Source organism: Caulobacter sp. LARHSG274 (assembly GCF_052871235.1).
Genome location: NZ_JBIXJO010000003.1, coordinates 229,242 through 254,840, shown reverse-complemented (window position 1 = coordinate 254,840; position 25,599 = coordinate 229,242). Strand labels below are relative to the sequence as shown.

The following is a 25,599-nucleotide window of genomic DNA, read 5'->3' as shown; positions in this document are numbered from 1 at the left end:
CGGGACGATGGCCTATCCCGTCACCGTATAGATCATGATCCCGGTCGCCACCGACAGGTTGAGGCTGTCGGCCCGGCCGCGCATTGGGATCTTGACGTTGACGTCGCAGGCGGCGGCCAGTTCCGGCGGCAGGCCCTGCTGTTCGTTGCCCATCAGGATCAGCGACGGCTTTACATAGTCGGCGCTCTTGTGGTCGACGGTGGCGGTCAGCAGGGTGCCGATCACCGAGCCGGGCCAGGTTTCGCGCCAGGCCAGGAACTCGCTGATCGTCGCCTTGGCGATCTTGACCGCGAAGATCGAGCCCATGGTCGCCCGCACCGCCTCGACCGAATAGGGATCGACGCAGTCGCCGACCAGGATCACCCCGCCGCAGCCGGCCGCGTCGGCGGTGCGGATCACCGTGCCGAGGTTGCCGGGATCGCGCACGGCCTGCATCGCCACCCAGCACGGCGCGCTTTCCGGGACGATGGCGCTGAGCGGGGCATAGACCTGGCGGAACACCCCGACCACGGCCTGGGGATTGTCGCGGCGCGAGACCTTCTCGAGGATTTCGCGATTGACCTCAATGACTTCTCCGCCAGACTTCAAGCAGGCCTGCGAGGCCTTCTGCAGCATCGGATGGTCGGCGGCGTCGCGGCCGTACATCAGGATCTTGGGGGCGTGGCCGCAGTCGATCGCCTCGATCACGATCTTCAGGCCCTCGGCCAGGAACAGGCCGCTGTCCTCGCGCTCCTTGCGCATGTGCAGGGCGCGGACGGCCTTGACGGTGGCGTTGCTCAGCGAGGTGACGGTCTTGGCGGTCATCGCAGTCACCCTTCCGAAGCCCAGCGCGCGAAGAACGACAGGCCGATCTGACGGTCGCCCTTTTCCTCGACCAGCGACAGCTCGCCCCAGTCGATCACCCCGCCGCGCCCTTGCAGCTCCTGGGCCAGCAGGCCCGACATCGCCGCGCCCGAGACGCGGGCGGCATAGGCGTTCATCAGCAGGAACGAGGCGTCGGGGCTGAGGATCTGGGCGCAGTTATGGGTCAGCTCGGCCAGGTCCTCGAACAGCCGCCAGACCTCGCCGTCGGCCCCGCGGCCGAACTTCGGCGGGTCCAGGATGATCCCGTCATAGTGCGAGCCCCGCCGCACCTCGCGGGCCACGAAGCGGCGGGCGTCCTCGACGATCCAGCGAATCGGCTTGTCCGCCAGGCCCGCGAAGGCGGCGTTGTCGCGGGCGAAGCCGACCGACTTCTTGCTGGCGTCGACATGGGTGACGGCCGCGCCGGCGGCGGCGCAGACCAGGCTGGCCACGCCGGTATAGCCGAACAGGTTCAGAACCTTGGGCTGGCGGTTCTTGATCGCCCGCACCCGCGCGTCCTGCCAGGCCCAGTTGGCGGCCTGTTCAGGGAAGAAGGCCAGGTGGCGGAACGGGGTGAACTGGCCGTGGAATCTGGCCTCGCCCCAGGCGAGCGGGAACTTCTCCAGCGGCTTGCCCTTGAAGCGCCAGCGGCCGGCCTCGTCCTCGTCGCTGGGGTCGAAGACGGCGTCGGCGGCGTCCCAGGCCTGGGCGGCCAGGCGCGGGGCCCAGAAGCATTGCGGCTCGGGGCGCACCACGGTGTAGCGGCCATAGCGCTCCAGCTTCCTGCCATGGCCGCTGTCGAGCAGGGCGTAGTCGGCCCAGCCGGTGGTGCGCATGACGATGGGAGCGGCGGCGACGGTCGGAGTCATGCCCCGCCAATACGCGCTCCGGGCAAGGCCCGTCCAGTCCGGGGCGTATGCGGGGTCTTGTCCCAGTGGAACGGCGCGACCACGAACTGCACCGCGGCCTTGCCGGCCGCCAGGCTCTGCAGCGGCCAGTACAGCACCGCCCCGAACAGCGGCAGGAAGCGCGGCTTGAGCCCGGCCCGCTCCAGGCCGCGCACCCCGGCGATCGAGGCGCAGGCCCAGCCGAAGGCCAGGACGACCAGGTCCTGGCCGGCGACGTGGGCGTGGAGGCCGAGCGCGGCCCCGACCAGCTTGGCCAGCAGCCAGAAGAACAGCGGCCCATGCAGGTGCGAGGAGGCCACCGACAGCGCCAGGGTCAGGGCCAGGGCGGCCAGACCGCGCGGGCTGCGGGCGGCGGGGCCGCGCAGGTGCACGGCCAGGGTCTGGATATGGCCCTTCACCCAGCGGGCGCGCTGCGGGAACCAGGGCCGCAGGGTCGGCGGCGTCTCGTGGGTCGGCGAGGCGATGACCCCCAGCCGCAGGCCGGCGGCGGCCAGGCGAAAGCCGATGTCGGCATCCTCGGTGACATTGTAGGGATCCCAGCCGCCGATGGCGCGCAGGGCCTCGGCCCGGAAGTGGTTGCTGGTGCCGCCCAGCGGGAAGGGCAGGCCCCAGCGGGCCAGGGCCGGCTGCAGCACCTCGAACTGCACGGCGTATTCGAGGGCGAACTGGTCGCCGATGAACCGCCGGTCGGCCTCGATGCGCAGCGGGGCCTGCAGGCAGGCCAGGTCCGGGCCCTCGGCGGCGAAGCGGGCGGCGGCCTCGCGCAGCTGGCCCGGATGCGGCGCGTCCTCGGCGTCATAGATCACCACCAAGGCGCCGCGGGCCCGCTCCAGGGCGTGGTTGCAGGCTCGCGGCTTGGTCTGGGGCGAGCCGGGCGGCACGATCAGCACCTGGATGAAGGTCGGCAGGGGCAGGGCGCGGAAGGCGGCCTGGGTCTCGTGGTCCTTGGCCTCCAGGGCGACCAGCACCTGCAGGCGGTCGCGCGGATAGTCCAGGCGCGACAGGTTCTCGACCAGCTCGGCCGCCACCGAGGCCTCGCGATAGAGCGGCACGATCACGGTGTAGATGGGCAGGGCGGCCTCGTCCGGCGACGGCGGCGTCCGCGTCGCGCGCGGCGTGCAGGCTGCGACCAGCTTGACCACGGCGCTGAGCGAGAAGCCGATCAGGAAGGTCCCGTGCAACAGGCCGGCCAGCAGGGCGGGACGGGTCGCCGCCAGGATCGCCACGGCGATGGCCAGGCCGATCAGCAGCAGGCCCTGGGCGGGCGACAGCCGCCGGTGGGCGCCGTCCGGCAGGGGCGGGGCGGGCCTGTCCGCTCCCGCGGCCACCGTCGCGCGCGCCGCCACCGGCCGCTGGTCTCGTTCTTCCCGCGCCATCGCTCCCCCGCCGCGCCTGTCCAGGTCCAGCGAGCAGATTGCGAATCTTCAACCCAAACGTGTCAAATATAAAAACTAGCGTTTTGCGGATTTTCAGCCGGAGTTGCGGCGAATGGGTGATTCCCGTTTAGTATCGGCCGGGGACATCATGGGGAACGCCGGATCGTGACGATCGCGTTGAAGAAGCCGCACAAGTCGGCGCGCAAGCCCAAGGGAGACGGCCATCTGCGGCGCGGCGAGATCCTGGCCGCGGCCGAGAAGATCTTCATCGCCGAGGGCTATGCCGGGGCGACGATCCGCAAGATTGCCGACGCCGTGGGGGTGTCGTCGACGGCGCTGTACATGCACTTTCGCGACAAGGACCAGATCCTGCTGGAGATCGGCGACGGGGCGATCGGCCAGTTGCTGGCGGTCAATCTCGACATCGCCCACCGGCCGATCGACGCTGTCGCGCGCGTGCGGCTGATGCTGGAAGCCTATATGCGCTTCGCCCTGGACAATCCCAACACCTACCAGCTGGTGTTCTGCGGCTCGCGCGATGCGATCTCCAAGGAAAAGCAGGCCGCGACCGCCGAGTTGGGCGACCGCTGCTTCGAGGAGTTCAGCGGCCCGATCCGCGAGATCGCCGCCGCCGGCCGCCTGCGCACGGGTTCAGCCGAAAGCGCCGCCCAGGTGCTGTGGGCGGCCTGCCACGGCATGGTGTCGCTGCTGATCACCATGCCCGACCGCCACTGGGCCGCGCCCGAGGAGCTGATCAAGGTCACCCTCGACGGACTGCTGTACGGCCTGGTCACGGACTGAGCCATGCGCGCGCCCCTGGCCGCCCTGTTCGCCGGCGGCGCGATCGCCCTGGCCTGCGCCGTGGGCGCCAGCCCCGCGGCCGCCCAGCGGGTGATGTCGCTGGATTCCTGCGCCGACCAGTACGTGCTGGCCTTGGCCCCGCGCGAGGCGGTGGTCGGCCTGTCGCCCCGCGCCCAGGCTCCGGACTCGTTCCTGCGGGCCGAGGCCAGGGGCCTGCCGCGCCGGCGGACGACGATCGAGGCGGTGCTGGGCGCGCAGCCCGACATCGTGGTCCGCCAGTGGGGCGGCGATCCGCGGCTGGTGGCGGCGATGGCGCGGCGGGGGATCCGCACCGTCAGCCTCGACGACGTTTCCGACTTTGATGGCGTCCGCGCCAATGTCCGCCGCGTGGCTGCGGCCCTGAACCGTCCGGCGGCCGGCGAGGCGCTGCTGGCGCGGATGGACGGCAAGCTGGCCCGGGCGGCCGGGGCGGGGCGGGGACGGCGGGCCTTCTACCTGACGCCGGGCGGCTATACGGCGGGGTCCGGCACGATGATCGATGCGATGTTCAAGGCCGCCGGCTTCGCCAACGCCGCCACTGGACCCTATTTCGCCCCCGCGCCGCTGGAGCGGCTGGTGCTGGCCCCACCGCAGGCGGTGGTGCTGGGCTTCTTCGACCTGACCCGGGCCGGGGCCGACCGCTGGGGGCCGGGACGGCATGCGGCCTTGCGCAAGGCGACCCAGGGCCGGGTCGTGGCCTCGCTGCCGGGGGCGATGCTGGGCTGCTCGGCCTGGTTCGCCGCCGACGGGGCCGAACGCCTGGCGGAGGCGACGCGGCGATGAGCGTGAGGCATCTCGAACTGTTGCTGCTGCTGGCCCTGCTGACGATCGCCGCGGTGGCCGTGAGCCTGGGCGAGAGCCCGCTGAGCGCGGCCCAGTATCACCAGGCCCTGACCGACCCCGGCTCGCCGCCGGGCGAGGTGCTGTGGACCATCCGGCTGCCGCGCGTGGCCATGGCCGCCCTGATCGGCGCGGGCCTGGGCCTGGCCGGGGCGGCGATGCAGGGCCTGCTGCGCAATCCGTTGGCCGAGCCCGGGGTGCTGGGGGTCTCGGCCACCGCCGGCCTGGGCGCGTCCCTGGCCATCGCCGGCGGCCTGGCGGCCCTGCCGGGGGCGGTCGAGGCCTGCGCCCTGGCCGGGGCCCTGCTGGCGGGGGCGGTGGTGGTCGGACTGGCGGCGCGGTTCCGCGAGCCTGAGGTGCTGATCCTGTTCGGCGTGGCGCTGTCGGCCTTCGCCGGGGCCCTGACCGCCCTGGTCTTCAACCTGTCGCCCTCGCCGGTGGCGGTGGCCGAGGTGCTGGCCTGGCTGATGGGCTCGGTCGAGAACCGCGACCTGACCGACATCCTGCGCGCCCTGCCGCCGATGGCGGTGGGGGCGGGGCTGTGCGCCTATTCGGCCCGCGGCTTGCGGATGCTGACCCTCGGCGAGGAGGCGGCCCAGATGTCGGGCCTGCCGATGGCCCGGCTGCGGGTGGCGGCGGTGGCCGGCTCGGCCTTGCTGGCCGGGGCGGCGGTGGCGGCGGCGGGGGTGATCGGCTTCGTCGGCCTGGCCGCGCCGCACCTGGTGCGGGCGGCGGCGCGCGACGATCCGGGCCGGATCCTGCGGCCGGCCGCCCTGGCCGGGGCCCTGCTGCTGGTCGCCGCCGACCTGGCCGCCCGGGTCATCCCCACCGAGCAGGAGCTGAAGCTGGGCGTGGTCACCGCCCTGTTCGGCGCGCCGGTCTTCGCCCTGCTGGCCTGGCGCGCGGCGCGGAGCTGGCGGTCGTGACCGCCGCCTGGACCATCGAGGCCGCCAGGGCCCGGCGCGGCAACGCCCTGGTGCTGGACGGCGCGTCCCTAGAGGTCGCGCCCGGCCAGGTGCTGGGCGTGGTCGGCCCCAACGGCGCGGGCAAGACCAGCCTGCTGCGGGCCGGCCTGGGCCTGATGCCGCTGGAGGCGGGCCGGGCCCTGCTGGCCGGCCGGCCGGTCGGCGAACTAAACCCGGTCGAGCGGGCCCGGCGGGTCGGCTATCTGCCCCAGGAACGCCGCCTGGCCTGGAACCTGCCGGCCGTCGACGTCGCCGCCCTGGGCGCGCCCGACCTGCCGCCGGCCGAGGCCGTCGCCGTCGCCCGCGAGCGCCTGGGCCGGGTCGGAATCGCCGACCTGGCCGAGCGCGGCGTGCTCGACATGTCGGGCGGCGAGCGGGCCCGGGTGCTGCTGGCCCGGCTGCTGGCGACCCGCGCGCCGCTGCTGGTCGCCGACGAGCCGGTGGCGGGTCTGGATCCCGACGCCCAGCTGCTGACCCTCGACCTGCTGCGGGCCCAGGCCCAGTCCGGGACGGCGGTGGTCGTCACCCTGCACGACCTGGGCCTGGCGGCGCGAGCCTGCGACCGGGTGCTGGTGCTCGACCACGGCCGGGTCGCCGCCTGCGGGACGCCGCTTGAAGCGCTGTCGCCGGTGGTGCTGGCGAAGGTGTTCAAGCTCGATGGCGCGCTGGTCGAGACCCCGGCGGGGCTGGTGGTGGCGGCGAAGCGGCGGACTCCGGCTCCTTCCTGACCCTTCCTTCTCTCCTTGCGGGAGAAGGAACGCGGTTAAGTCCCCGGCACGTAGCCGCCCTGCGGGATCGCCGTGGTCGACGGGGTCGAGCCGCCGATCGGGGCCGAGGTCGCGTAGCTGTAGCCGCCGCGCTTGAGGTCGCTCGACAGGGTCAGGGGCGCGACATTGCCGTTCAGGCGGGCCCGATAGACCATGGTCGTCTCCAGGGTGCGCATCACGTAGTTGCGGGTCTCGGAGAACGGGATGCACTCGATGAAGTCGAGCGGGTCGGTGGCGGCGCCGCGCGGATCGCCGCACAGCGTCGCCCACTGGGCCGGGCGGCCGGGGCCGGCGTTGTAGGCGGCGGCGGCCATGATGTAGGAGCCGCTGAAATTGTTGACCATGCTGCCCAGATAGGTCGAGCCCAGGCGCATGTTGTAGACGGGGTCGGACAGGCGATCGACGCTGTGGGCCTCGCCCAGCTGGCGAGCGACGATGGCGGCGGTGGCCGGCATCAGCTGCATCATGCCGCGCGCCCCCGGCGCCGAGCGGGCGTTGGGGTCGAAATTGCTCTCCTGGCGCGAGATCGAATAGACGAAGGCGGTCTCGGCCGCGCCCGGCCCGGGGGTGAAGTGCTGGTCCAGCAGCGGATAGCCGCGCTCGGCCAGGATGAAGCCGCGCTGGGCGGCGGTGCGCACCGCCCGCATGGCCAGGTCCTGGTCGCCATAGGCGCGGGCCAGGTCGACCAGCAGCGCCTCCTCCTCGGCCGAGGGCAGCTGGTCGTCGATATAGAGCACGAAGGCCCGGAAGGCGTCGCGGGCCCCGACGGTGGCCAGGGTGCGGGCGGCGCGCACCAGCTCGCGGCCCTCGAAGCGGGTGCGGTCGGCGGTGGTGATCACCGGATCCTTGTCCAGCCGGATCTCCTTGATCCCGGCCTTCTCGGCGGCCAGCTGGCCGTAGAAGGTGGTGATGTAGCGCGCGCCCTCGGCATAGAAGGCCTGGGCGGCGATGGGATCGCCCTGGGCCTCGGCGGCCCGGCCCTGCCAGTAGAGGGCGCGGCCGCGGGTGATCGGCGAGGCCCCGATCTCGGCGATGCGGCCGAAGTGGTCGGCGGCGGCGTCGGCGTTCTTCAGGCGGGTCAGGGCGATCCAGCCGGCGTAGAACTCGGACTCGGCCGCGTCGGCTCCGTCCTTCAGGTGGGCGTTGGCGGCGGCGTAGGCGCCGGCGCTGTCGCCGTTCTTCAGGGCCGAAACCACCAGCGCGCGGCGCTCGCGCCAGACGGCCGAGGCCGCGTCGGCGGTCGGCGGCGGGGCGGGGAACAGGGCCACGAGCGGCAGGGCCAGGGTGTCCAGGCCCGAACGGCGCAGATAGGCGGCGCGCTCGAACGCCACGCCCGGCGACTGCTGCTGGGTCGGGGTCAGGGCCGAGAACAGGGCGCTGGCGTTGGCGGCGTTGGAACGCAGGGCGATGCGGGCCAGGGCCGGGGCCTGCTGGTCGTAGGGCAGCAGGGCGACCATGTCGCGGGCGGCCGGGCCCTGGGCGCCGTAGAGCAGGATATCGGCGCGGCGGGCGTGGTCGTCGGCGGTCAGCAGCGGGCCGAACCGCGCCAGCATGGCCCGCTGGGCGTCGGCCTCGAACACCGATTCGCGCCAGAACCGCCGAATCAGGTTGGAGGCGTTCGAGGTCTGGCTGGCGGCCTGGTAGGCGGCCGCCAGGGTCATGGCGCCTTCGGGGGTCTTGGGATCGCGGCCGCCGAACCAGGCGATCATCCGCTGGGCGTCGAGGCCCGACATGGCCAGGGCCTTCTCGGCGGCGATGTCGCGGCGCGCGGCGCGCGGCCAGCCGGCAAGGTCGCGCCGGGCCTGGTCCAGCTCGAAGAAGCTCAGGGTCTCGGCGCCGGCGTCGACCAGGGCCCACAGGGCGATCTTGCGCGACAGCGGATCCTGGATGCCGCTCATCGCCGCGCGGATGGTCGCCGGGTCGCGGCTGGTCACCGCCAGGCGCAGATTGGCCGCGTCGGCCTCGGCCGGGGTGGCGTAGACCGCGGTCGGCGGGGTGGTGATCAGGCCGCGCGGCGTGGCCGAGCCAGTATAGGGCTGGGGCGCGCTGGGCAGGTCGGCGGAGTCCTGCCCCAGCGCCTGGTGGGCGGCCGCGACCCCGAAGGCCGTGACCACGCCGGCGCCGCCGAGCAAGACTTTACGCAATCCTGACGCCAAGACGCGGCCTCCTTTGATTCATGCTGCCGCTTATTTCCTGTCTTTGCGGGACAGGAACGGCCGATTTGCGGCGGCTCGGCGCCGTTTGATCGGGTATAGACCGCTTCGCGGGCGTTTGACCCCCTCCGAACGGTCGCAAATCGCACTTCCATCATGATGGACCGGTTGCGGGACCGGGGGAGCGGGACATATTGTCCGCCCCCATCCTCAGGCCGCGATCGTCGCGGCGCGTTGTCACGGCAAATTGCAAGTCATGGTCCATTCTCCGTTCAAGGGCGTCCTCCCGGCGCTGGTCACGCCTTTCCGCGACGGCGCGGTGGACGAGAAAGCGTTCGTGGCCCTGGTCGAGCGCCAGATCGCCGGCGGCGTGCATGGCCTAGTGCCGGTGGGCACCACCGGCGAGACCGCCACCCTGTCGCACGACGAGCACCGGCGCGTGGTCGAGCTGTGCGTCAACACCGCTCGCGGCCGGCTGCCGGTGATCGCCGGGGCCGGCTCCAACTCGACCGCCGAGGCGATCGAGCTGGTCGCCCACGCCAAGGCGGTCGGCGCCGACGCGGCCCTGGTGGTGACGCCCTACTATGTGCGTCCCAGCCAGGAGGGCCTGTATGCGCACTTCCGGGCGATCAACGACGCCGTCCAGCTGCCTGTGTTCGTCTACAACGTGCCCGGCCGCACCGGGACCGACATCAGCAACGAGACCCTGGCCCGCCTGGCCCAGCTGCCCAACATCATCGGGATCAAGGACGCCACCGGCGACCTGGCCCGCGCCAGCCTGCAGCGGCTGATGTGCGGTCCCGACTGGGTGATGCTGACCGGCGACGACCCGACCGCGCTCGGCTACATCGCCCATGGCGGCCACGGGGTGATCTCGGTGACCTCCAACGTCGCCCCCGACGCCTGCGCCACCTTCATCAACGCCTGCCTGGGCGGCCAGTGGGAGACCGCGCTCTACTGGCAGGACCGGCTGGTGCGGCTGCACAAGGCCCTGTTCCTCGACGCCTCGCCGTCGCCGACCAAGTTCGCCATGGCCCATCTTGGCCTGTGCGAGCCCGACACGCGGCTGCCGATCGCGCCCTGCGACGACGCGGTCAAGCCCGCCATCCTCGAGGCCATGCACGAGGCGGGTCTGGTCTGATGACCAAGCCGATCGCCGAGAACCGCCGCGCGCGGTACGACTATTTCATCGAGGAGACCATGGAGGCCGGCATCATGCTGACCGGCACCGAGGTGAAGTCGTTGCGCGTCGGCCGGGCCAATATCGCCGAGTCCTACGCCTCGGTGGAAGGGCGTGAGATCAAGCTGATCAACGCCGACATCCCGCCTTACGGCCACGCCAACCGCTTCAACCACGAGCCGCGCCGGCACCGCAAGCTGCTGCTGCACCGCAAGCAGATCGACAAGCTGATCGGCGCGGTGCAGCGCGACGGCCGCACCCTGATCCCGCTCAAGCTCTATTGGAACGAGAAGGGCCTGGCCAAGCTGGAGATCGGCCTGGCCAAGGGCAAGAAGAACCACGACAAGCGCGAAACCGAAGCCGCCCGCGACTGGCAGCGCGACAAGGCCCGGCTGATGAAGGGCGACCGGGGGGACTGAGGGGGCGGGCGTCTCCAGCGGGGGGATTGAGTGTGCGTCCCTCTCCAGAGCTAATCCCTCCAGCTCAGGCACCATGACCCAAGCCGCAGGGAAAGTGCGTGTCCCCTTTTTACGGAGGAGTAAGCGGCGGCGGCGATCGCGGTCCTGGGCGAGCGGGGGGCCGCCCTAGAAGTTGGCTCGCACGCCCACCACGAAGGTGCGGCCTGCATAGGTCGCGCCGTCGGGCATGGAGTCGCGGTTTTCGTACCGGTTGAGCTGCACCTGCTTGAGCAGGTTCTGCGCCTGGAGCGTAACCTGGGCCTGCTTGTAGCCCGGCACGCGGAAGCTGACCTGGGCGTCCATGTAGTTGGTGGCGGTCGAGTAGAGATCGCCCGGCACGTTGTTGCAGGGGCAGACCGTCTGCAGGTTGGCGTCGCGGTGGGTGTAGGACAGGCGGGCCGAGAAGCCGTTGTTCAGCTCGTAATAGAGCGTGCCGTTATAGGTCCAGGGCGCCAGGCCCGAGATCAGCGACTTGGGATTGAAGCTGGCGGGCACCTGGCCCGATAGCGACTGCGAGATGTGGGTGAGGTTGGCGCTGAAGCCCAGCCCCTTGCGGATGAAGTCCAGGGGCTGGTTCCACTGCACCTCCTGGCCGAGCAGCTTGACCACGACGTCGGAGTTCAGCTTCTGCCGCACGGTGACCCGGGCGTTGTTGGGATCGCCGCCGCCGAGGTTGGTGATGCCGGTCTTCTGGCGGTCGCTGAGCCGGTCGAACTGCAGTCCGGTCTCGGCGAAGGGGGTGCTGACGTCGAGGGTGGCGGGATAGTCGAAGATCTCCTTGCCCCAGATGTTGAAGGTCACCACCGTGCGCGACCGCGGATACCATTCCAGGCCGAAGTCGTAGTTGTTGGCGTAGAACGGCGATAGCCCCGGATTGCCCTTGGTGAAGACGTCGCCGTCCAGGCTGAGGCCGAAGCTCGGCGCCAGGTCCTGGGGATTGGGCCGTGTGACGGTGCGGGCCGCCGCGCCGCGCACGACCAGGGTGTCGGTGAGGAAATAGGCCAGGTTCAGGCTGGGCAGCCAGTTGTGGCTGTCGCTTCTCGTGGACGGCGAGGTGCGGTTGCCGCCGCCGACCAGGAAGTCGTTGACAATGCCGGCCACCGATTGCTCGGTCTCGGTATAGCGCACGCCGGTGTTGAAGCGCAGGTCGCGGCCGAAAATCTCGCGGCGGCCTTCCGCCATCAGATAGGCCGACGTGGTCTCCTCGGTGAGGATCCGCGGCGAATAGGTGTTCAGGTAGTTGGCCGGCTGATCGCCCGGGTTGGTCTGTTTCATGTAGTAGTCGAAATTGACCGCCTTGCGCAGCTTGTCGAAGTCGATGACCTTCCAGCCATTATTGAAGCCGGGGTCGATCGGCGCGCCCTTGAACAGGTTCATGGACGGCAGGTCGGTCAGGTACTGCGCGATCGCCGTGTTCGGCACGGCGCCCAGCAACGAGGTCTCCGTCGAGGTGAAGGCCGAGGTGCAGTTGTTGCGGAACGCGCATTCGGACGTGTTCCAGGTGGCGATATGGCGGTCGAACTTCGACCTCATGACGCCGGCCGAGACGGCGACCCAGCGCGCGTCGCCCCAGACCAGGTCGGCGCGGAACGACTTCTGCTCCAGGTCCTGCTTGTTCGGCGCGATCTGGATGCTGTTCCAGTTCCAGCCGGTATAGGTCGGCAGGTCGATGCTGGACGACAGGCGCGGCGTCAGGTCGCCGGGCGTGTAGCTGTAGACGGCGTACTGCCCGGTGTTCAGCGGCGTCAGATTCGAGGACGGCCCGCCCCCCGCCGGCGCGGTGACGCCGGGCGCGTAGACGGTCGGCTGGACCTGCCCGGCCGCCGACTGCAGGGTCGTCTGGAGCGAATAGTTGCTGAACTTGCCGGTGTTGATCATGCCCGCCATGGAGAATTTGAGGTTCCTGGCGATGTCCCACTCGGCCGACAGCGAGCGGTAGAACAGCTTGGTGTGGGTCTGGGCGTCGGTGCTCTGGTTCAGGAAATAGGCGTTGCCGAACGTGCCCGAGGTCAGGACGTGGTTCTGGTCGGTCGCGAACTTGATCGGGATGTTGTTGTTGTAGCTGCGGACCGTCAGCATCACGTCGTGCTGCTGGAAGTCGTTGTTGGACTCCGACAGGATCGAGTCGAACTTGAACCGCAGCTTTTTGGTCGGTCGCCATTCCAGGTTCAGCATGCCGGTGGTCCGGTCGCGGCTGCCGACCACCTGCTCGGCCCGCACCAGGCGCGGCACGATCACGTAGCTGAGGTCCTGGCACGACAGGCCCGAGGTCCCGCCCGGCGCGCCATTGCCGCATTGGACCAGGGGCGAGCCGAACGCGCCCAGGCCCAGCTCGGGCGGGACGTTTCGGGGGATCGTCGTCAGGGTCGCGCCCGCGCCGCCGCCGTATCCGGCCGTGCGGTTCGTCGCGGGCGCGCTCGACGGGTCCAGGATCAGCGAGTTGCAGCCGAACGTGGTGCTGCGGCACGCCGCGCCCAGGTTCATGGTCGTATAGCCGACCGTGTTGAAGATCTCGCTGCGATAGTCCTTCTGGGCGTAGGCGCCCGCCAGCAGGATGCCGAAGTCGCCGATCCGGGTGCCTTCCCAGGTGTTGCTCACGATGCCGGCGACGCGGGGCGTCGCCGTCTTGTTGACGTCCTGGTAGGAGCCCTGGGCCTGCAGGTTCAGGTGGAAGCCCTTGCGATCGAAGGCGTGGACCGGCTGCATGTCCACCGAGCCCGCCGTGCCGCCTTCGACGGTGCTGGCGACCGGGGACTTGCTGAGGGTCAGCTGCCGGAACAGTTCCGAGGGCAGAATGTCGAGGCTGGATCCGCGCCCCTCGTTGAAGCCGTTGGCCGAGGTGCTGATGGCGAAACCGTTGACCGTCAGGACGGTGAAGCCCGCGCTCAGGCCGCGCACGTTGATGTAGGTTCCCTCGCCGGAGGTGTCGCGGTCGATCTGGACGCCAGGCAGGCGTTGCAGCGACTCCGTCAGGTTCAGGTCGGGGAACTTGCCGATGTCCTCGGCGAAGATCGAGTCGATGAAGTTGGTGGTGTTCTTCTTGGCGTTGGCGGAATTCTCGAGCGACTGGCGGTAGCCGGTGACGACGACCGCCTCGACGACCGAAGACTCCTCCGCGGCCTTCCGGGGCGGATTGGCGGCGGCCTCCTGCGCCCGAGCTCCCGCCGGCAAGGCGTTCAGCCCCGCCAGGATCGTGGCGCCGATCAGCGCGCCCTTCAGCGTCCGCCTGCGACCCACTACGGGCGTCGTGTTCGTCATGATGATCCCTCCCAAAGCGCACGCTTCGGCGCGCCTAATTTGCTTCTTGGGTCCTGCGACCATCCCGACCCCTTTGGGGTTGGGAACCCTGGACGACAGAGATCAGACCTCGTCGACTCTATGGTCTGATATCATTGTCACGCGGCCTGACCACCCGTCAAGATACCGGTACCAAGTTTTGCACGTCGAGGGAGAGGGGCTTGGAGTCAGAGGCGCCGCCCGTCCCAAAATGACAAAGTTTACCCTGAATGACGTCCAGGACGCGCCATATTGGCCTTACCAAAGGAAGGAGGTCATCTGATGACTTGTTCGAACCGCCCGGGTCAGGGCATCCGCGCAGCGACTCTCGAACGCGCGGCGCGTGTCTGAAAGCCCGACCGTCAACCCCGTTCGGATCGCGACCAGGCCGACGAACCGGCCGATCGCCTGAACGTGGACGTTCCAAGCGCTCGTCGCGGCCGGCTGAACCTGGGCTACCAGACGCCTGGACGCCGAGAACCTGCTGGACGCCGATTACCTAGAAAGCTCCTACAGCAACGTCTGGATCACGCCGGGCGCGCCGAGGACGGTCGCCCCGCGGATCAAGTTGACCCTGTGAGGCCGAGCCGGCGCCGCGCCGGGATCGGCGACCTGCCGTCCGTCAGTCTCAACGCCGAGCGGCCGCTTCACCGGGCGCTGGCGCGTTTCGACGCGGCGTCCTCGCGGATCACCAGCGCCTTCTTCGAGTACGCCTTGGCGTCGACATTTCGAACGGTCTTCGAAGGAGGGACACGAAGGAGGGACACACACTCTTTTTCAGCTTTTTCAGTCACCAGACGCGTCGGGAAGTGAGCGTGCATCTTTGATGTCTGGGGTGGTTTCAGTGGGATAGCCACGAGGATCGCGCTTGCGATCGGTTAGGCCGGGGCGTCGCCATCCCGCCGCGCTTCGACAGAATGGGCGCTCGTCAACGGAGCGCGTGATGGACCTGGGCTTGAGCGGAAAGGTCGCCATCGTCGCCGGCGGCAGTCGCGGCTGCGGGCGCGGCGTGGCCGAGGAGCTGGCCCGCGAGGGCGCGCGCGTGGTGCTGTCGGGCCGGTTGGCCGCCAAGGTCGACGAGGCGGTCGCGGCGATCCGCGCGGCCGGCGGCGAGGCGACCGGCGTGACTGCGGACATGACCAACGCGGCCGGCTGCGCGACGATCGTCGAGGCGGCGCAAAGGGCCTATGGCGACTGCCAGGTGCTGGTGGTCAATTCGCCAGGACCGTTTCCAGATCCCGTCACCCAGCGCGGCCGCGGCTTCGACAACTGCGCCGACGACGTGTTCGCCGAGACCCACACCAATTTCGTCATGAGCCAGGTCTGGCTGGCCCGGGCGGTGATCCCGGCCATGCGGGGCGCGGGCTGGGGGCGGCTGGTCAATATCGGCTCGATCGCCATGAAGACGCCGCACCTGGAGGACCCGATGCCGGCGGTCAATACCCGGGTCGCCGTCGCCGCCCTGATGAAGAGCCTGGCCCAGGAGTTCGGGCCGGACGGGATCACCGCCAACACCATCGCCACCGGCCCGTTCGACAGCGAGCTGTCGCGGGAATACCGCGCCTCGGGCACGGGGGTGAAGACCGCCGAATGGTACAGGACCATGCTGCCGGTCGGCCGCTGGGGGCGTCCCGAGGAGATGGGCGCCCTGGTCGCCTTTCTCTGCTCGACCCGGGCGGGCTTCCTGACCGGCGAGACGATCCGCATCGACGGCGGCTACACCAAGAGCCTGTTCTGAGGGGACACCGCCGGAAACCGGACGGGACCCGCCACGTTTGATCCCGCAACAACGGCGGGAGCCTCCCATGGAACTTCATCGCGGTCGGCTGGTCGACCACATCCACCTGCGCACTCAGGATCTGCCGGCCATGAAACGGTTCTACAAGGCCGTGCTCGAGGCTGTCGGCGTGCCCGTCGTCGAGGGCAGCCACCCCGGCGGCGACTATTTCTCCGCCGACGAGCTGTGGGTCGATGGCGGCGAGCCGGCCAGCCACGTGCACCTGGCCTTCCAGGCCCGCGACCAGGAGACGGTCAGGCGCTTCCACGCGGCGGCCCTGGCCAACGGCGGCCGCGACAACGGCGGGCCGGGCGAGCGGTCCTACCACCCCGGCTACTACGCCGCCTTCGCCTACGACCCCGACGGCAACAATATCGAGGCGGTGTTCCACGGCCCCGCCGAGCGGTCGGCCGACAGCGTGGTGATCAGGTGGGACTAGGGGGCTGGCGGGTAGGGGAGACGGCCGCGCCTATCGCCCCGGCTTGGCCGCGACCAGTTCCACTTCCAGCAGCAGGTCGGGGCGCACCAGGCCGGCGACGCCGACCGCGGTGCTGGCCGGCGGCGGAGCCTTGCCGATGAAGTCGCCATACGCCTTGCGGTAGGCAGGCAGGGTGGTGGCGATGTCGACCAGGAAGGCGCGGACCTGGATCACGTCGGCCGGCGTCAGGCCGCGCGCGGCCAGGGCGGTGCGCAGGTTGCCGAACACGGCGTCGGCCTGGGCCTGAGGCTCCTTCGGCGCCGCGCCGTCGGGCCCCTGGGCGGTCAGGCCCGAGACGAAGACCAGGCGGGTCCCGGCCGGGACCTCGACCACATTGGTGAAGCGCGGGCTGGTGAACAGGCCCGGCGGGTTGTCGCGGACGACGGCGGTCTGGGCCATCGCCGGGCCGCTCGCCAGCGCCGTCGCGCCGGCCAGGATCGTCAGGATCGTCTTCATCATCGTCTCCCTCAAGGCCGCACCGCCATCCAGATCACATGCCGGGCTCCGCGGCCCCGGTGGGCGCGGACGCCGATCTCCTCGACCGCATAGCCGGCCCGCTGCAGGCGCTTGGTGAAGGCGTGGTCGCGGGTCGAGGACCAGACCTCCAGCACGCCGCCGGGGCGCAGGGCGCGCCGGGCGGTCGCCAAGCCGGCAGGGCTGTACAGGCCGTCGTTCTCCTTGCGGCTGAGGCCGCCAGGGCCGTTGTCGACGTCGAGCAGGATGGCGTCGAAGGCCGCCTCGCCGGCGCCGATCGCCTCGCCGACGTCGCCCAGGTGCAGGCTGACGCGGGGATCGTCGAGGCTGTCGCCGTGCAGCCCGGTGAGCGGCCCCCGGGCCCAGGCGACCACGGCGGGGACCAGTTCGGCGACGACGATCCGCGCGTCGGGCCCGAAGGCGGCCAGGGCGGCGCGCAGGGTGAAGCCCATGCCCAGGCCGCCGATCAGCACCCGCGCGCCCGGACGGTCGCCGATGCGCTGGAAGGCGAGGGCGGCCATCGCCTCCTCCGAGCCGCTGAGCCGGCTGTTCATCAGCTCGATCGGCCCGGCCATGATCGAATATTCGTCGCCGCGCCGCATCAGCTTCAGCGCGCCGCCGTCGCCGGGGACCTGCGCGGTGTCCAGGTGTTGCCAGGGGATCATGGGCGTTCCTCACACCCATCGCCCGCTTGACGCAAGGCCCTGCCGGCGCGACGTTCAACGGAACAATGATAACCTAGGGAGGATCCGCCGATGGCCGACGGCTCGACAACCATCGCCACGTCGCTCAAGGGCAAGGTCAGCGAGGCCGAGTGGAAGGCCCGCGTCGATCTGGCCGCGCTCTATCGCCTGGTCGCCGTGCACGGCTGGGACGACATGATCTTCACCCACATTTCGGCCCGCATTCCCGGGCCCGAGCACCATTTCCTGATCAATCCCTACGGCCTGTTCTTCGGCGAGATCACCGCCTCCAGCCTGGTCAAGGTCGATCTGGACGGCAATATGATCGACCCGGGGCCGTACTTCATCAATCCGGCCGGCTTCACGATCCATTCGGCGGTCCACGCCGCCCGTGAGGACGCCCATTTCGTCATGCACCTGCACACCGATGCGGGCGTGGCGGTGTCGGCCAATCGCGAAGGCCTGCTGCCGCTGTCGCAGCACGCGTTAATTGTCTTGCCACAGCTCGCCTATCACGACTATGAAGGCATTGCGCTCAACCTTGACGAAAGAGACCGGCTGGTGGCCGACCTCGGCGAGAAAAAGCTGATGATGCTGCGCAACCACGGCACCCTGTCGGCCGGGGCGAGCGCGGCCGAGTGCTGGCTGGGGATGTTCTTCCTGGAGCGGGCCTGCGCCCAGCAGGTGATGGCCCTCAGCGCCGGTCGCGACCAGGTGCTGGAGGCCCCGCCGGCCGCCCAGGCCGAGGTGCGCAGCCAGACCGCCATGGGCATGGGCATGATCGGCGGCCTGGCCTGGCCCGGCTGCCTGCGCAAACTCGACCGGGAATCCCCCGGTTACGCCGATTGACGCCGAGACGGCGAAAACCCAGGGCCGTCGCGATCCTCGCGGTCGCGGCGACCCTGCTTTTCGCCGCGACGGTTTCGCCTCGGCCCGCCTGGGCCGGCGCCTGGCCGATGCCGGACGGCGAAGGCCTGGCCATCTTGAAATACGAGGACCAGAAGGCCGACCAGGGCTTCGATCCGGACGGCGTGCAGGTGGCCATCGATCCGCGCCGCGACCAGTCGCTGTCGCTCTATGGCGAATACGGCCTGACCGGCCGCCTGACCCTGCAGGCCAAGGCCGGGGTGACTCGCGGCCACGACCGCTTCGTCGCTTATGACGGCCGCGGACCGCTTGAGCTGGGGCTGCGCTACGCCGTCCTGCATACGGAACGATCAGTCGTCAGCCTTTATCTGGGCGCCGCCCAGGCCGGGGTCGGGCGCAATGCGGGCTACGCCGCCCCCGGGGCCGGCGACGCCGACCTGGAGGCGCGGCTGCTGGCGGGGTCGTCGCGGGCCTGGCGGGGGCGGCCGCTGTTCGGCGAGATCCAGGTCGCGCGGCTCAAGCGCAGCGGCCTGGCCGACGAGACCCGCCTGGACGCCACGATCGGCCTGCGCCCCGCCAAACCGTGGCTGTTCATGGCCCAGGCCTATGCCGGCCAGGCCGATTCCCGGCCGGTGCGATCGCGCTGGCTGAAGACCGAGGTCTCGGTCGTGCGCGACCTGGGGCCGTGGAGTCTGCAGGCCGGCTGGCGCCAGGCCGCGGCCGGACGCGAGACTCCGGCCGACCGCGGCGCCGTGCTGGCGATCTGGCGGCGGTTCTGACTGTTTCAAAACTGAAACATCTGGTCATCCGTGTGTCACTGGACGCGGGTTAGCAGGCGTCATATCAGCCGCAGGTCGGACAGCTTGACCGACGTTTAGCCGGCGCCCGGAGCGTTTCGTGATCCGCAGACACTTCTTCCTCTTCGCGGCCGTCGTCGCGGTCCTGCTGATGCTGGTGGTCGGCGGTTTGAAGCTGGCGTTCGGCGGCAAGGCCGAGAGCAAGGGCGGCCCGGGCGGCGGCGGGCGGGCGACGGCGGTGTCGCAGACCGTGGTGGCCCCGCGGGCCTTCACCGACCGGATCGAGGTGCTGGGCGTGGCCAAGGGCCGCCAGTCGGTGACCATCACCTCCAACACCGCCGAGCTGATCACCGCCGTGCATTTCCGCGACGGCGAGACGGTGTCCAAGGGCCAGGTGCTGGTCGAGCTGAAAGCCGACCAGGAGAACGCCGGCATCGCTGAGGCCCAGGCCCAGTTGGCCCAGGCCGACCGCGAATACGCCCGCTGGAAGACCCTGGCCGACCGGGGGATCGCGCCGCGCGCCACCGCCGAGCAGTATCTGGCCGCCCGCGACACCGCCCGCGCCGCTCTCAACTCCGCCCAGGCCCAGAAGCTGGACCGGGTGATCCGCGCGCCGTTCTCCGGCCGGGTGGGCATTTCCGACATCGCCCCCGGCGCCCTGATCAGCCCCGGCACGGCCATCGTCAGCCTCGACGACGTCTCGGTGATCCGCGTCGACTTTCCGGTGCCCGACCGCTACCTGCCGATCCTGCGCCAGGGCCTGGCGATCACCGCCGCGCCGGACGCCTTGCCGGGCGAGACGTTCGTCGGCCGCGTCGCCGAGATCGACACCCGCATCGACCCGGCCACCCGCGCCCTCAAGGCCCGGGCCGAGTTCCCCAATCCCGACGGCCGCCTCAAGCCCGGCATGCTGATCAAGGTCGGCATCGACCAGGCCCAGCGCCAGGCTCCCGCGGTGCCCGAGGCCGCCATCCAGTTCGAGGGCAGCCAGGCCTCGGTGTTCCTGATCGCCAAAGGCCCGAAAGGTCTGGTCGCCCGCCGCACCGCGGTGCAGACCGGCCTCACGGCCGGCGGCTTCGTCGAAATCACCGGCGGCCTGAAGCCCGGCGACCGGATCGTCGCCGACGGCCTCAACCGCGTGCAGGACGGCGCGCCGGTCAGCGGCGGCGGCAAGCCGGGCGCCGGCGGCGACAAGGCCGGCCGCAAGGCTCCCGGGCGGCAGGGTTAGGGCCGGCCGATGCTTTCCGACCTTTCCGTCCGCCGACCGGTCTTCGCCGCGGTCGCCGCCATCATCCTCTGCGTCGTCGGCCTGGCTGCGTTCAAGAGCCTGCCGATCCGCGAACTGCCCAGCGTCGATCCGCCCGTGGTGTCGATCTCGACGGCCTATCGCGGCGCCTCGGCCGAGGTCATCGAGGAGCGGATCACCCAGATCATCGAGCGCCAGGTCGCCGGCATCCAGGGCATCGACCGCGTCAACAGCAGCTCGCGCGACGGCCGCTCGCAGATCACCATCACCTTCACCCTCGACCGCGACCTCGATGCGGCCGCCAACGACGTGCGCGACGCGGTCAGCCGGGTGGCCGCCAACCTGCCCGACCAGGCCGATCCGCCGCAGATCGCCAAGGCCAACGCCGACTCTTCGCCGATCATCGTCCTGAACCTGACCTCGACCAGCCTCAGCACCCTGGAGCTGGCCGACTACGCCGACCGCTACCTGGTCGAGCGGATGTCGACGATCCCCGGCGTGGCCCAGGCCAATCTCTACGGCGCGCCGCTCTACGCCATGCGGATCTGGCTGGACGCCGACGCCATGGCCGCGCGCGGGGTGACGGTCGACGACGTCGAGACCGCCCTCAACGCCCAGAACGTCGAGCTGCCGGCCGGGGCCCTGGAGAGCACCGCCAAGGACTTCACCATCCGCGTCAGCCGGGCCTATTCCAAGCCCGAGGACTTCCTGAAGCTCCCCCTGCGCTCGGCCGACGCCAACGGCTTCGTCCTGCGGCTGGGCGACGTGGCGCGGGTGGAGGAGGGGCCGGACGAGCGCCGCAAGCTGTTCCGCGGCAACAGCGTGCCGCAGGTCGGCATCGCCCTGACCCGCCAGTCCCAGGCCAATGACGTCGCCATTTCCGCCGCGGTGCGCCAGGAAGTCGAGACGATCAACCAGACCCTGCCGGCCGGCACCAAGATGATCGTGGCCATCGACAACTCGGTGTTCACCGCCGAGGCGATCCACGAGGTCTGGATCACCATGGGCATCTCGATCGCCCTGGTGGCCCTGGTCAATCTGCTGTTCCTGGGCAGCTGGCGCTCGGCCCTGATCCCGTCGATCGTCGCGCCGATCTGCATCCTGTCGACCTTCATCGTCCTGGCCCCGCTGGGCTTTTCACTGAACCTGCTGACCCTGCTGGCCCTGGTGCTGGCGGTCGGGCTGGTGGTCGACGACGCCATCGTCGTGGTCGAGAACATCCAGCGCCGGGTCGACGAGGGCGAGCCGGCGCCGGTGGCGGCCCTGCGCGGCACCCGCCAGGTGTTCTTCGCGGTGGTGGCCACCACCATCGTGCTGATCTCGGTGTTCGCGCCGCTGATGTTCCTGCCCGGCTATATCGGCCGCCTGTTCGTCGAGCTGGCCGTGGCCATCGCCGCCGCCGTCGGCTTCTCGGCCCTGCTGGCGCTGAGCCTGTCGCCGATGATGGCCTCCAGGCTGCTGCGGCCGGCCAGCAGCAACTGGCTGTCGAGCCGGGTCGACCGGGCCATGGACGCCCTGAAGAACAGCTACCGCCACTCGCTGGAAGGCCTGCTGGGCAAGGGCTCGGCCACTTTGGTCACCGGCCTGACGGTGCTGTTCCTGGCGCTGTGCGCCGGCGGGCTGTTCGCCCTGCTGCCGCAGGAGCTGGTGCCCGCCGAGGACCGCGGCCGCGTCGACGTGTCGATCAACGGCCCCGAGGGGAGCGGCTTCGACGCCACCGTCAAGGTCGCCGACCGGGTCGAGAAGATCCTTGAGAAGTACCGCGCCGACGGCGTGGCCGAGCGGACCATCCTGACCGTGCCGCGCTTTGGCCAGAACCAGTTCAACACCGGCAACGCCGTGATCGCCCTCAAGCCCTGGGGCGAGCGCAGCAAGAGCGCCGACCAGGTGGCGGCCGAGCTCAACAAGAGCCTGTCGAAGATCACCAGCGTACGGGCCGTGGCCTCGGTGCGCGGCGCCTTCCAGCGCGGCGGCGGCGGGGGCGGCGGGGGCGGCACCAATGTCGACCTGATCGCCGTCGGCAACGACTATGTGCAGCTGGCCGACTGGATGAAGCCGATCCTGCAGGCGTCGCAGGACAATCCGGGCCTGTCGCGCCCGCGCCTGGACTACGAGCCGACGGCGCCGCGCCTGTCGGTGCAGATCGACCGCGACAAGGCCGCCAGCCTGGGCGTCTCGGCCCAGTCGATCGGCCGGGCCCTGGAGACCATGTTCGGCTCGCGCCAGGTGACCACCTACATCAAGAACGGCCAGGAATACGACGTCATCCTGCAGACCGGCCTGGACCAGCGCCGCAGCGTCGAGGACCTCAACCGCCTGCAGGTGCGCACCGCCTCGGGCGCCCTGGCCCCGCTGTCGACGGTGGTGACCACGGCGCTGCGGGGCGACACCCCCGACCGGCCCCGCGTCGACCGCCTGCGGGCCGTGACCCTGACCACCCAGCTGAACCCCGGCTACACCGTGGCCGACGCGGTGAAGTTCTTCCAGGACCAGGCCGGCCAGCACCCGACCCCCGGCGTCAGCGTCAAGTGGGGCGGCCAGGCCAAGGACTATCTGGAGGCCTCCGGCGCGGTCGGCCTGGCCTTTGGCCTGGCCCTGCTGCTGGTGTTCCTGGTGCTGGCGGCCCAGTTCGAGAGCTGGATCCATCCGGCGGTGATCATGCTGACCGTGCCCCTGGCGGCGCTGGGCGGGCTGTTCGGCCTGCTGATCGCCGGCTCGACCATCAACACCTACAGCCAGATCGGCCTGATCATCCTGGTCGGCATCGCCGCCAAGAACGGCATCCTGATCGTCGAGTTCGCCAACCAGCTGCGCGACGAGGGGCTGAAGGTGCGCGAGGCGGTGATCGAGGCCGCCGCCCTGCGCCTGCGGCCGATCATCATGACCTCGATCTCGGCCGCCATGGGGGCCCTGCCGCTGATGCTGTGGGCCGGGGCCGGGGCGGGCAGCCGCAAGACCATCGGGGCGGTGATCTTCACCGGCGCGATCTTCGCCACCCTGCTGACGCTGTTCGTGGTGCCGGTGTTCTACAACCTGCTCGCCCGGTTCACGAAATCTCCGGAGTGGACGGCGCGGCAGATCGAGGACTATGAAGCCCGCGAGAAGAGCGGGGAAGGGCATGCCTCACCCGTCTGAACCGGGTGAGGAAGCATGGCTGAAGCCGTATTGGCGGCGAAGCGGCAGGAGCTTGCGCTTCTGCGGCGCATCGAGGAACGCATCCTCTGGCTGGCCTCGTGGACCATCCACAACGCCAACCACCTGCGCGAAAGCCGCGACGGGCTGAAGGTCGGCGGCCACCAGGCCTCCTGCGCCTCGATGACCACCCTGATGACCGCGCTCTACATGAAGGCGTTGCGGCCGCAGGACCGCGTCGCCGTCAAGCCGCACGCCAGCCCGGTGTTCCACGCCATCCAGCACCTGTTCGGCCGCCAGAGCCTCGACAAGCTGAAGGCCTTCCGCGCCCTGGGCGGGGCGCAGTCCTATCCGTCGCGGACCAAGGACGTCGACGACGTCGACTTCTCGACCGGTTCGGTCGGGCTGGGCGTGGCCATGACCGCCTTCGCCTCCCTGACCCAGGACTATCTGGCCGCGCGCGGGGCGGTGAAGCCCGAGCGGATGGGGCGGATGATCTCGCTGCTGGGCGACGCCGAGCTGGACGAGGGCAACATCTACGAGGCCCTGATCGAGGCCTGCAAGCACGACATCCGCAACACCTGGTGGATCGTCGACTACAATCGCCAGAGCCTGGACGCCACCACCCAGGACCGGATGTTCACCCGCTATGGCGAGATCTTCGAGGCCGCCGGCTGGACCGTCGAGACCCTGAAATGGTCGCGCCGCCAGCGGCAGGCCTTCGCCAGGCCGGGGGGCGTCGCCCTGCGCCACTGGATCGAGACCGCCCCCAACGACCTCTACGCCGCCCTCAGCTACCAGGGCGGGGCGGCCTGGCGCGAGCGGCTGACCGCCGACCTCGCCGGCCAGCCGGAAGCCTTGGCCCTGGTCGCCTCCTACAAGGACGACGCCGACCTCGGCGAGCTGATGACCGAGCTGGGCGGCCACTGCATGGAGACCATCCTGGAGGCCTTCGAGCGGGCCGGCCAGGACGACGCGCCCCGACTGTTCATCGCCTACACCGTCAAGGGCCTGCGCCTGCCGTTCCAGGGCCACAAGGACAACCACGCCGGCTTGATGACCGAGACCCAGGTGGCCGAGCTGCGCGGCCGGCTGGGCGTGGCCGAGGGCGAGGAGTGGGACGCCTTCTCCGGCCTGTCCAGCGCCGAGCACGCCGCTCTCAAGGGCCTGATCGCCCGCGCCCCGTTCGCCGCCCAGGTCGAGCGCCGGCATGTCGCCCCGGCCGTGCCCACCCCCACCGCCGACGCCCTGCTGGCCGCAGTGGCCGGCGGCGGCGAGCAGTCGACCCAGGCGGCGTTCGGCAAGGTGATGTTCGAGATCGCCCGCCGCGACGACGAGTTCGCCGGCCGGGTGGTGACCACCTCGCCCGACGTCACGGTCTCGACCAATCTCGGCGGCTTCGTCAATCGCCGGGGCGTGTTCCAGCGCCGGGCCCATGACGACGTCTTCAAGCGCCGGCGCATCCCCTCGGCCCAGGTCTGGTCCAAGGGCGAGACCGGCCAGCACGTCGAGCTGGGCATCGCCGAGAACAACCTGTTCATCGCCCTGGCCGCCCTGGGCCTGACCGCGCCGCTGTTCGGCGAGCGCCTGTTTCCGGTCGGCACGCTCTACGACCCGTTCATCGCCCGCGGCTTGGACGCCCTGAACTACGCCTGCTACCAGGACGCGCGCTTCCTGCTGGTGGCGACGCCTTCAGGGCTGACGCTGGCCCCTGAAGGGGGCGCGCACCAGTCGATCGGCTCGCCGCTGATCGGCATGAGCCAGCCGGGGCTGGACGCCTACGAGCCCGCCTTCGCCGACGAGACGGCGGTGCTGATGGCCCGGGCCTTCGAGCAGATCCAGGCCGCCGACGGGGCCTCGACCTATCTGCGGCTGTCGACCCGGGTGATCGCCCAGCCCGAGCGAACCGACGACGCCTGGCGCAGGGGCGTGGTCGAGGGCGCCTACTGGCTGCGGCCGCCGGCGCCCGGCGCGCGGCTGGCCATCGCCTATGCCGGGGCGCTGGCTCCCGAGGCCCTGGCCGCCTTCGAGGCGGTGCTGGAGGACGAGCCCGGCGCGGGCCTGCTGGCCGTCACCTCGGCCGACCTGCTGCACCGCGACTGGACCGCCGCCGGCCGCGCGCGCTGGACGGGCGGCGCGGCGCGGACCTCGACCATCGAGGCGCTGCTGGCCCCGCTGTCGCGCGACGCCGGCCTGGTGACGGTGATCGACGGCGCGCCCTCGACCCTGTCGTGGCTGGGCTCGGTGCGCGGCCAGCGGCTGCGGGCCCTGGGCCTGGAGACCTTCGGCCAGTCGGGCGACCTGCCGGACCTCTATGCAAAATATCGCCTGGATTCCGAAGCGATTCTCGATGCTTGCGCCGACCTGCTGATGTAGCGGGCTACAGCCCGTTTTCTTTAAGCTGAATCGCGCATCTCAAAATCCCGTCTCCCCGGCGAAGGCCGGGGCCCAGATGAAACCCACGAGCCGCTCCAGATGAATCTGGATCCCGGCCTTCGCCGGGAAGACGGATGAAGGGGAGAGCGCGCCGATCTAAAAT

Annotated in this window: 21 protein-coding genes; 13 read left to right on the top strand and 8 right to left on the bottom strand. The window is 70.6% G+C overall.

Going from position 1 to position 25,599, the window contains the following annotated elements; all coding sequences use genetic code 11:
• Window positions 1-12: 12 nt before the first annotated feature.
• From ACIPQB_RS09480 to ACIPQB_RS09470, 3 genes are read right to left on the bottom strand one after another with little or no spacing between them, the layout of a single operon-like run.
• Entirely contained in the window at window positions 13-804 is a 792-nt protein-coding gene (locus tag ACIPQB_RS09480) for a TrmH family RNA methyltransferase (protein ID WP_446484973.1), read from the bottom strand.
• A gap of 5 nt (window positions 805-809) precedes the next feature.
• Entirely contained in the window at window positions 810-1,712 is a 903-nt protein-coding gene (locus tag ACIPQB_RS09475; RefSeq protein ID WP_446484972.1) for a class I SAM-dependent methyltransferase, read from the bottom strand.
• A complete protein-coding gene (locus tag ACIPQB_RS09470; RefSeq protein WP_446484971.1) occupies window positions 1,709-3,127 on the bottom strand; it encodes a glycosyltransferase in 1,419 nt (472 codons plus the stop codon). Before ACIPQB_RS09470 ends, ACIPQB_RS09475 begins: the two co-directional genes overlap by 4 nt.
• A gap of 165 nt (window positions 3,128-3,292) precedes the next feature.
• On the opposite strand from ACIPQB_RS09470, the gene ACIPQB_RS09465 reads away from it, so the two are divergent.
• From ACIPQB_RS09465 to ACIPQB_RS09450, 4 genes are read left to right on the top strand one after another with little or no spacing between them, the layout of a single operon-like run.
• On the top strand, window positions 3,293-3,928 hold the full coding sequence (locus ACIPQB_RS09465) for a TetR/AcrR family transcriptional regulator (protein WP_446484970.1): 636 nt from the start codon (window positions 3,293-3,295) through the stop codon (window positions 3,926-3,928).
• Window positions 3,929-3,931: 3 nt separating this feature from the next.
• Window positions 3,932-4,750, top strand: coding sequence for an ABC transporter substrate-binding protein (locus ACIPQB_RS09460; protein WP_446484969.1), 819 nt, complete (start codon window positions 3,932-3,934; stop codon window positions 4,748-4,750).
• A complete protein-coding gene (locus tag ACIPQB_RS09455) occupies window positions 4,690-5,733 on the top strand; it encodes a FecCD family ABC transporter permease (RefSeq protein ID WP_446485111.1) in 1,044 nt (347 codons plus the stop codon). Before ACIPQB_RS09460 ends, ACIPQB_RS09455 begins: the two co-directional genes overlap by 61 nt.
• The gene (locus ACIPQB_RS09450; RefSeq protein WP_446484968.1) at window positions 5,730-6,500 is read left to right on the top strand and encodes an ABC transporter ATP-binding protein; all 771 of its coding nucleotides are present in this window, start codon (window positions 5,730-5,732) and stop codon (window positions 6,498-6,500) included. The genes ACIPQB_RS09455 and ACIPQB_RS09450 overlap by 4 nt, the downstream gene beginning before the upstream one ends.
• Window positions 6,501-6,535: 35 nt before the next feature.
• Here the strand turns inward: ACIPQB_RS09450 and ACIPQB_RS09445 are convergent, their stop codons facing one another.
• Window positions 6,536-8,695 carry a transglycosylase SLT domain-containing protein gene (locus ACIPQB_RS09445; RefSeq protein WP_446484967.1) on the bottom strand — a complete coding sequence of 720 codons (2,160 nt, stop codon included), beginning with the start codon at window positions 8,693-8,695 and terminating at the stop codon, window positions 6,536-6,538.
• A gap of 253 nt (window positions 8,696-8,948) precedes the next feature.
• Here ACIPQB_RS09445 and dapA point away from each other — a divergent pair, with 253 nt between their 5' ends.
• Both dapA and smpB read left to right on the top strand, forming a co-directional pair.
• A complete protein-coding gene (gene dapA / locus ACIPQB_RS09440; protein WP_446484966.1) occupies window positions 8,949-9,833 on the top strand; it encodes a 4-hydroxy-tetrahydrodipicolinate synthase in 885 nt (294 codons plus the stop codon).
• Window positions 9,833-10,291 (top strand): SsrA-binding protein SmpB, encoded by a 459-nt coding sequence (gene smpB / locus ACIPQB_RS09435; protein WP_446484965.1) that lies wholly within the window; start codon window positions 9,833-9,835, stop codon window positions 10,289-10,291. The genes dapA and smpB overlap by 1 nt, the downstream gene beginning before the upstream one ends.
• Before the next feature lie 165 nt (window positions 10,292-10,456).
• Here smpB and ACIPQB_RS09430 read toward each other — a convergent pair whose 3' ends face one another.
• Together ACIPQB_RS09430 and ACIPQB_RS09425 are read right to left on the bottom strand one after the other, a co-directional pair.
• Entirely contained in the window at window positions 10,457-13,588 is a 3,132-nt protein-coding gene (locus tag ACIPQB_RS09430; RefSeq protein WP_446484964.1) for a TonB-dependent receptor, read from the bottom strand.
• 665 nt (window positions 13,589-14,253) lie between these two features.
• Entirely contained in the window at window positions 14,254-14,427 is a 174-nt protein-coding gene (locus ACIPQB_RS09425) for a hypothetical protein (RefSeq protein ID WP_446484963.1), read from the bottom strand.
• Window positions 14,428-14,549: 122 nt separating this feature from the next.
• On the opposite strand from ACIPQB_RS09425, the gene ACIPQB_RS09420 reads away from it, so the two are divergent.
• Window positions 14,550-15,344, top strand: a complete 795-nt coding sequence (locus tag ACIPQB_RS09420) for an SDR family oxidoreductase (protein ID WP_446484962.1) — start codon at window positions 14,550-14,552, stop codon at window positions 15,342-15,344.
• A gap of 67 nt (window positions 15,345-15,411) precedes the next feature.
• A complete protein-coding gene (locus tag ACIPQB_RS09415; protein WP_446484961.1) occupies window positions 15,412-15,822 on the top strand; it encodes a VOC family protein in 411 nt (136 codons plus the stop codon).
• Window positions 15,823-15,852: 30 nt separating this feature from the next.
• Here ACIPQB_RS09415 and ACIPQB_RS09410 read toward each other — a convergent pair whose 3' ends face one another.
• A complete protein-coding gene (locus ACIPQB_RS09410) occupies window positions 15,853-16,317 on the bottom strand; it encodes a RidA family protein (protein ID WP_446484960.1) in 465 nt (154 codons plus the stop codon).
• 11 nt (window positions 16,318-16,328) lie between these two features.
• Complete coding sequence (locus ACIPQB_RS09405; RefSeq protein WP_446484959.1) at window positions 16,329-17,000, bottom strand: spermidine synthase; 672 nt, start codon at window positions 16,998-17,000, stop codon at window positions 16,329-16,331.
• A 90-nt stretch (window positions 17,001-17,090) separates the two neighbouring features.
• On the opposite strand from ACIPQB_RS09405, the gene ACIPQB_RS09400 reads away from it, so the two are divergent.
• The 5 genes from ACIPQB_RS09400 (at window position 17,091) to ACIPQB_RS09380 (ending at window position 25,436) form a co-directional block, all read left to right on the top strand.
• The gene (locus tag ACIPQB_RS09400; RefSeq protein WP_446484958.1) at window positions 17,091-17,867 is read left to right on the top strand and encodes a class II aldolase/adducin family protein; all 777 of its coding nucleotides are present in this window, start codon (window positions 17,091-17,093) and stop codon (window positions 17,865-17,867) included.
• Between the two features lie 107 nt (window positions 17,868-17,974).
• Complete coding sequence (locus tag ACIPQB_RS09395; RefSeq protein ID WP_446484957.1) at window positions 17,975-18,664, top strand: hypothetical protein; 690 nt, start codon at window positions 17,975-17,977, stop codon at window positions 18,662-18,664.
• Window positions 18,665-18,782: 118 nt separating this feature from the next.
• Window positions 18,783-19,910 carry an efflux RND transporter periplasmic adaptor subunit gene (locus tag ACIPQB_RS09390; RefSeq protein ID WP_446484956.1) on the top strand — a complete coding sequence of 376 codons (1,128 nt, stop codon included), beginning with the start codon at window positions 18,783-18,785 and terminating at the stop codon, window positions 19,908-19,910.
• Between the two features lie 9 nt (window positions 19,911-19,919).
• Entirely contained in the window at window positions 19,920-23,063 is a 3,144-nt protein-coding gene (locus tag ACIPQB_RS09385) for an efflux RND transporter permease subunit (RefSeq protein ID WP_446484955.1), read from the top strand.
• A gap of 15 nt (window positions 23,064-23,078) precedes the next feature.
• Window positions 23,079-25,436, top strand: a complete 2,358-nt coding sequence (locus ACIPQB_RS09380; protein WP_446484954.1) for a transketolase — start codon at window positions 23,079-23,081, stop codon at window positions 25,434-25,436.
• Window positions 25,437-25,599 lie beyond the last annotated feature (163 nt).

What these genes read in the sequence shown, in the direction of transcription:
- ACIPQB_RS09480 (WP_446484973.1), bottom strand. Translation starts at nt 804, where the DNA reads ATGACCGCCAAGACCGTCACCTCGCTGAGCAACGCCACCGTCAAGGCC.
- ACIPQB_RS09475 (WP_446484972.1), bottom strand. Translation starts at nt 1,712, where the DNA reads ATGACTCCGACCGTCGCCGCCGCTCCCATCGTCATGCGCACCACCGGC.
- ACIPQB_RS09470 (WP_446484971.1), bottom strand. Translation starts at nt 3,127, where the DNA reads ATGGCGCGGGAAGAACGAGACCAGCGGCCGGTGGCGGCGCGCGCGACG.
- ACIPQB_RS09460 (WP_446484969.1), top strand. Translation starts at nt 3,932, where the DNA reads ATGCGCGCGCCCCTGGCCGCCCTGTTCGCCGGCGGCGCGATCGCCCTG.
- dapA (WP_446484966.1), top strand. Translation starts at nt 8,949, where the DNA reads ATGGTCCATTCTCCGTTCAAGGGCGTCCTCCCGGCGCTGGTCACGCCT.
- smpB (WP_446484965.1), top strand. Translation starts at nt 9,833, where the DNA reads ATGACCAAGCCGATCGCCGAGAACCGCCGCGCGCGGTACGACTATTTC.
- ACIPQB_RS09430 (WP_446484964.1), bottom strand. Translation starts at nt 13,588, where the DNA reads ATGACGAACACGACGCCCGTAGTGGGTCGCAGGCGGACGCTGAAGGGC.
- ACIPQB_RS09425 (WP_446484963.1), bottom strand. Translation starts at nt 14,427, where the DNA reads ATGCACGCTCACTTCCCGACGCGTCTGGTGACTGAAAAAGCTGAAAAA.
- ACIPQB_RS09420 (WP_446484962.1), top strand. Translation starts at nt 14,550, where the DNA reads ATGGACCTGGGCTTGAGCGGAAAGGTCGCCATCGTCGCCGGCGGCAGT.
- ACIPQB_RS09415 (WP_446484961.1), top strand. Translation starts at nt 15,412, where the DNA reads ATGGAACTTCATCGCGGTCGGCTGGTCGACCACATCCACCTGCGCACT.
- ACIPQB_RS09410 (WP_446484960.1), bottom strand. Translation starts at nt 16,317, where the DNA reads ATGAAGACGATCCTGACGATCCTGGCCGGCGCGACGGCGCTGGCGAGC.
- ACIPQB_RS09405 (WP_446484959.1), bottom strand. Translation starts at nt 17,000, where the DNA reads ATGATCCCCTGGCAACACCTGGACACCGCGCAGGTCCCCGGCGACGGC.
- ACIPQB_RS09400 (WP_446484958.1), top strand. Translation starts at nt 17,091, where the DNA reads ATGGCCGACGGCTCGACAACCATCGCCACGTCGCTCAAGGGCAAGGTC.
- ACIPQB_RS09395 (WP_446484957.1), top strand. Translation starts at nt 17,975, where the DNA reads ATGCCGGACGGCGAAGGCCTGGCCATCTTGAAATACGAGGACCAGAAG.
- ACIPQB_RS09385 (WP_446484955.1), top strand. Translation starts at nt 19,920, where the DNA reads ATGCTTTCCGACCTTTCCGTCCGCCGACCGGTCTTCGCCGCGGTCGCC.
- ACIPQB_RS09380 (WP_446484954.1), top strand. Translation starts at nt 23,079, where the DNA reads ATGGCTGAAGCCGTATTGGCGGCGAAGCGGCAGGAGCTTGCGCTTCTG.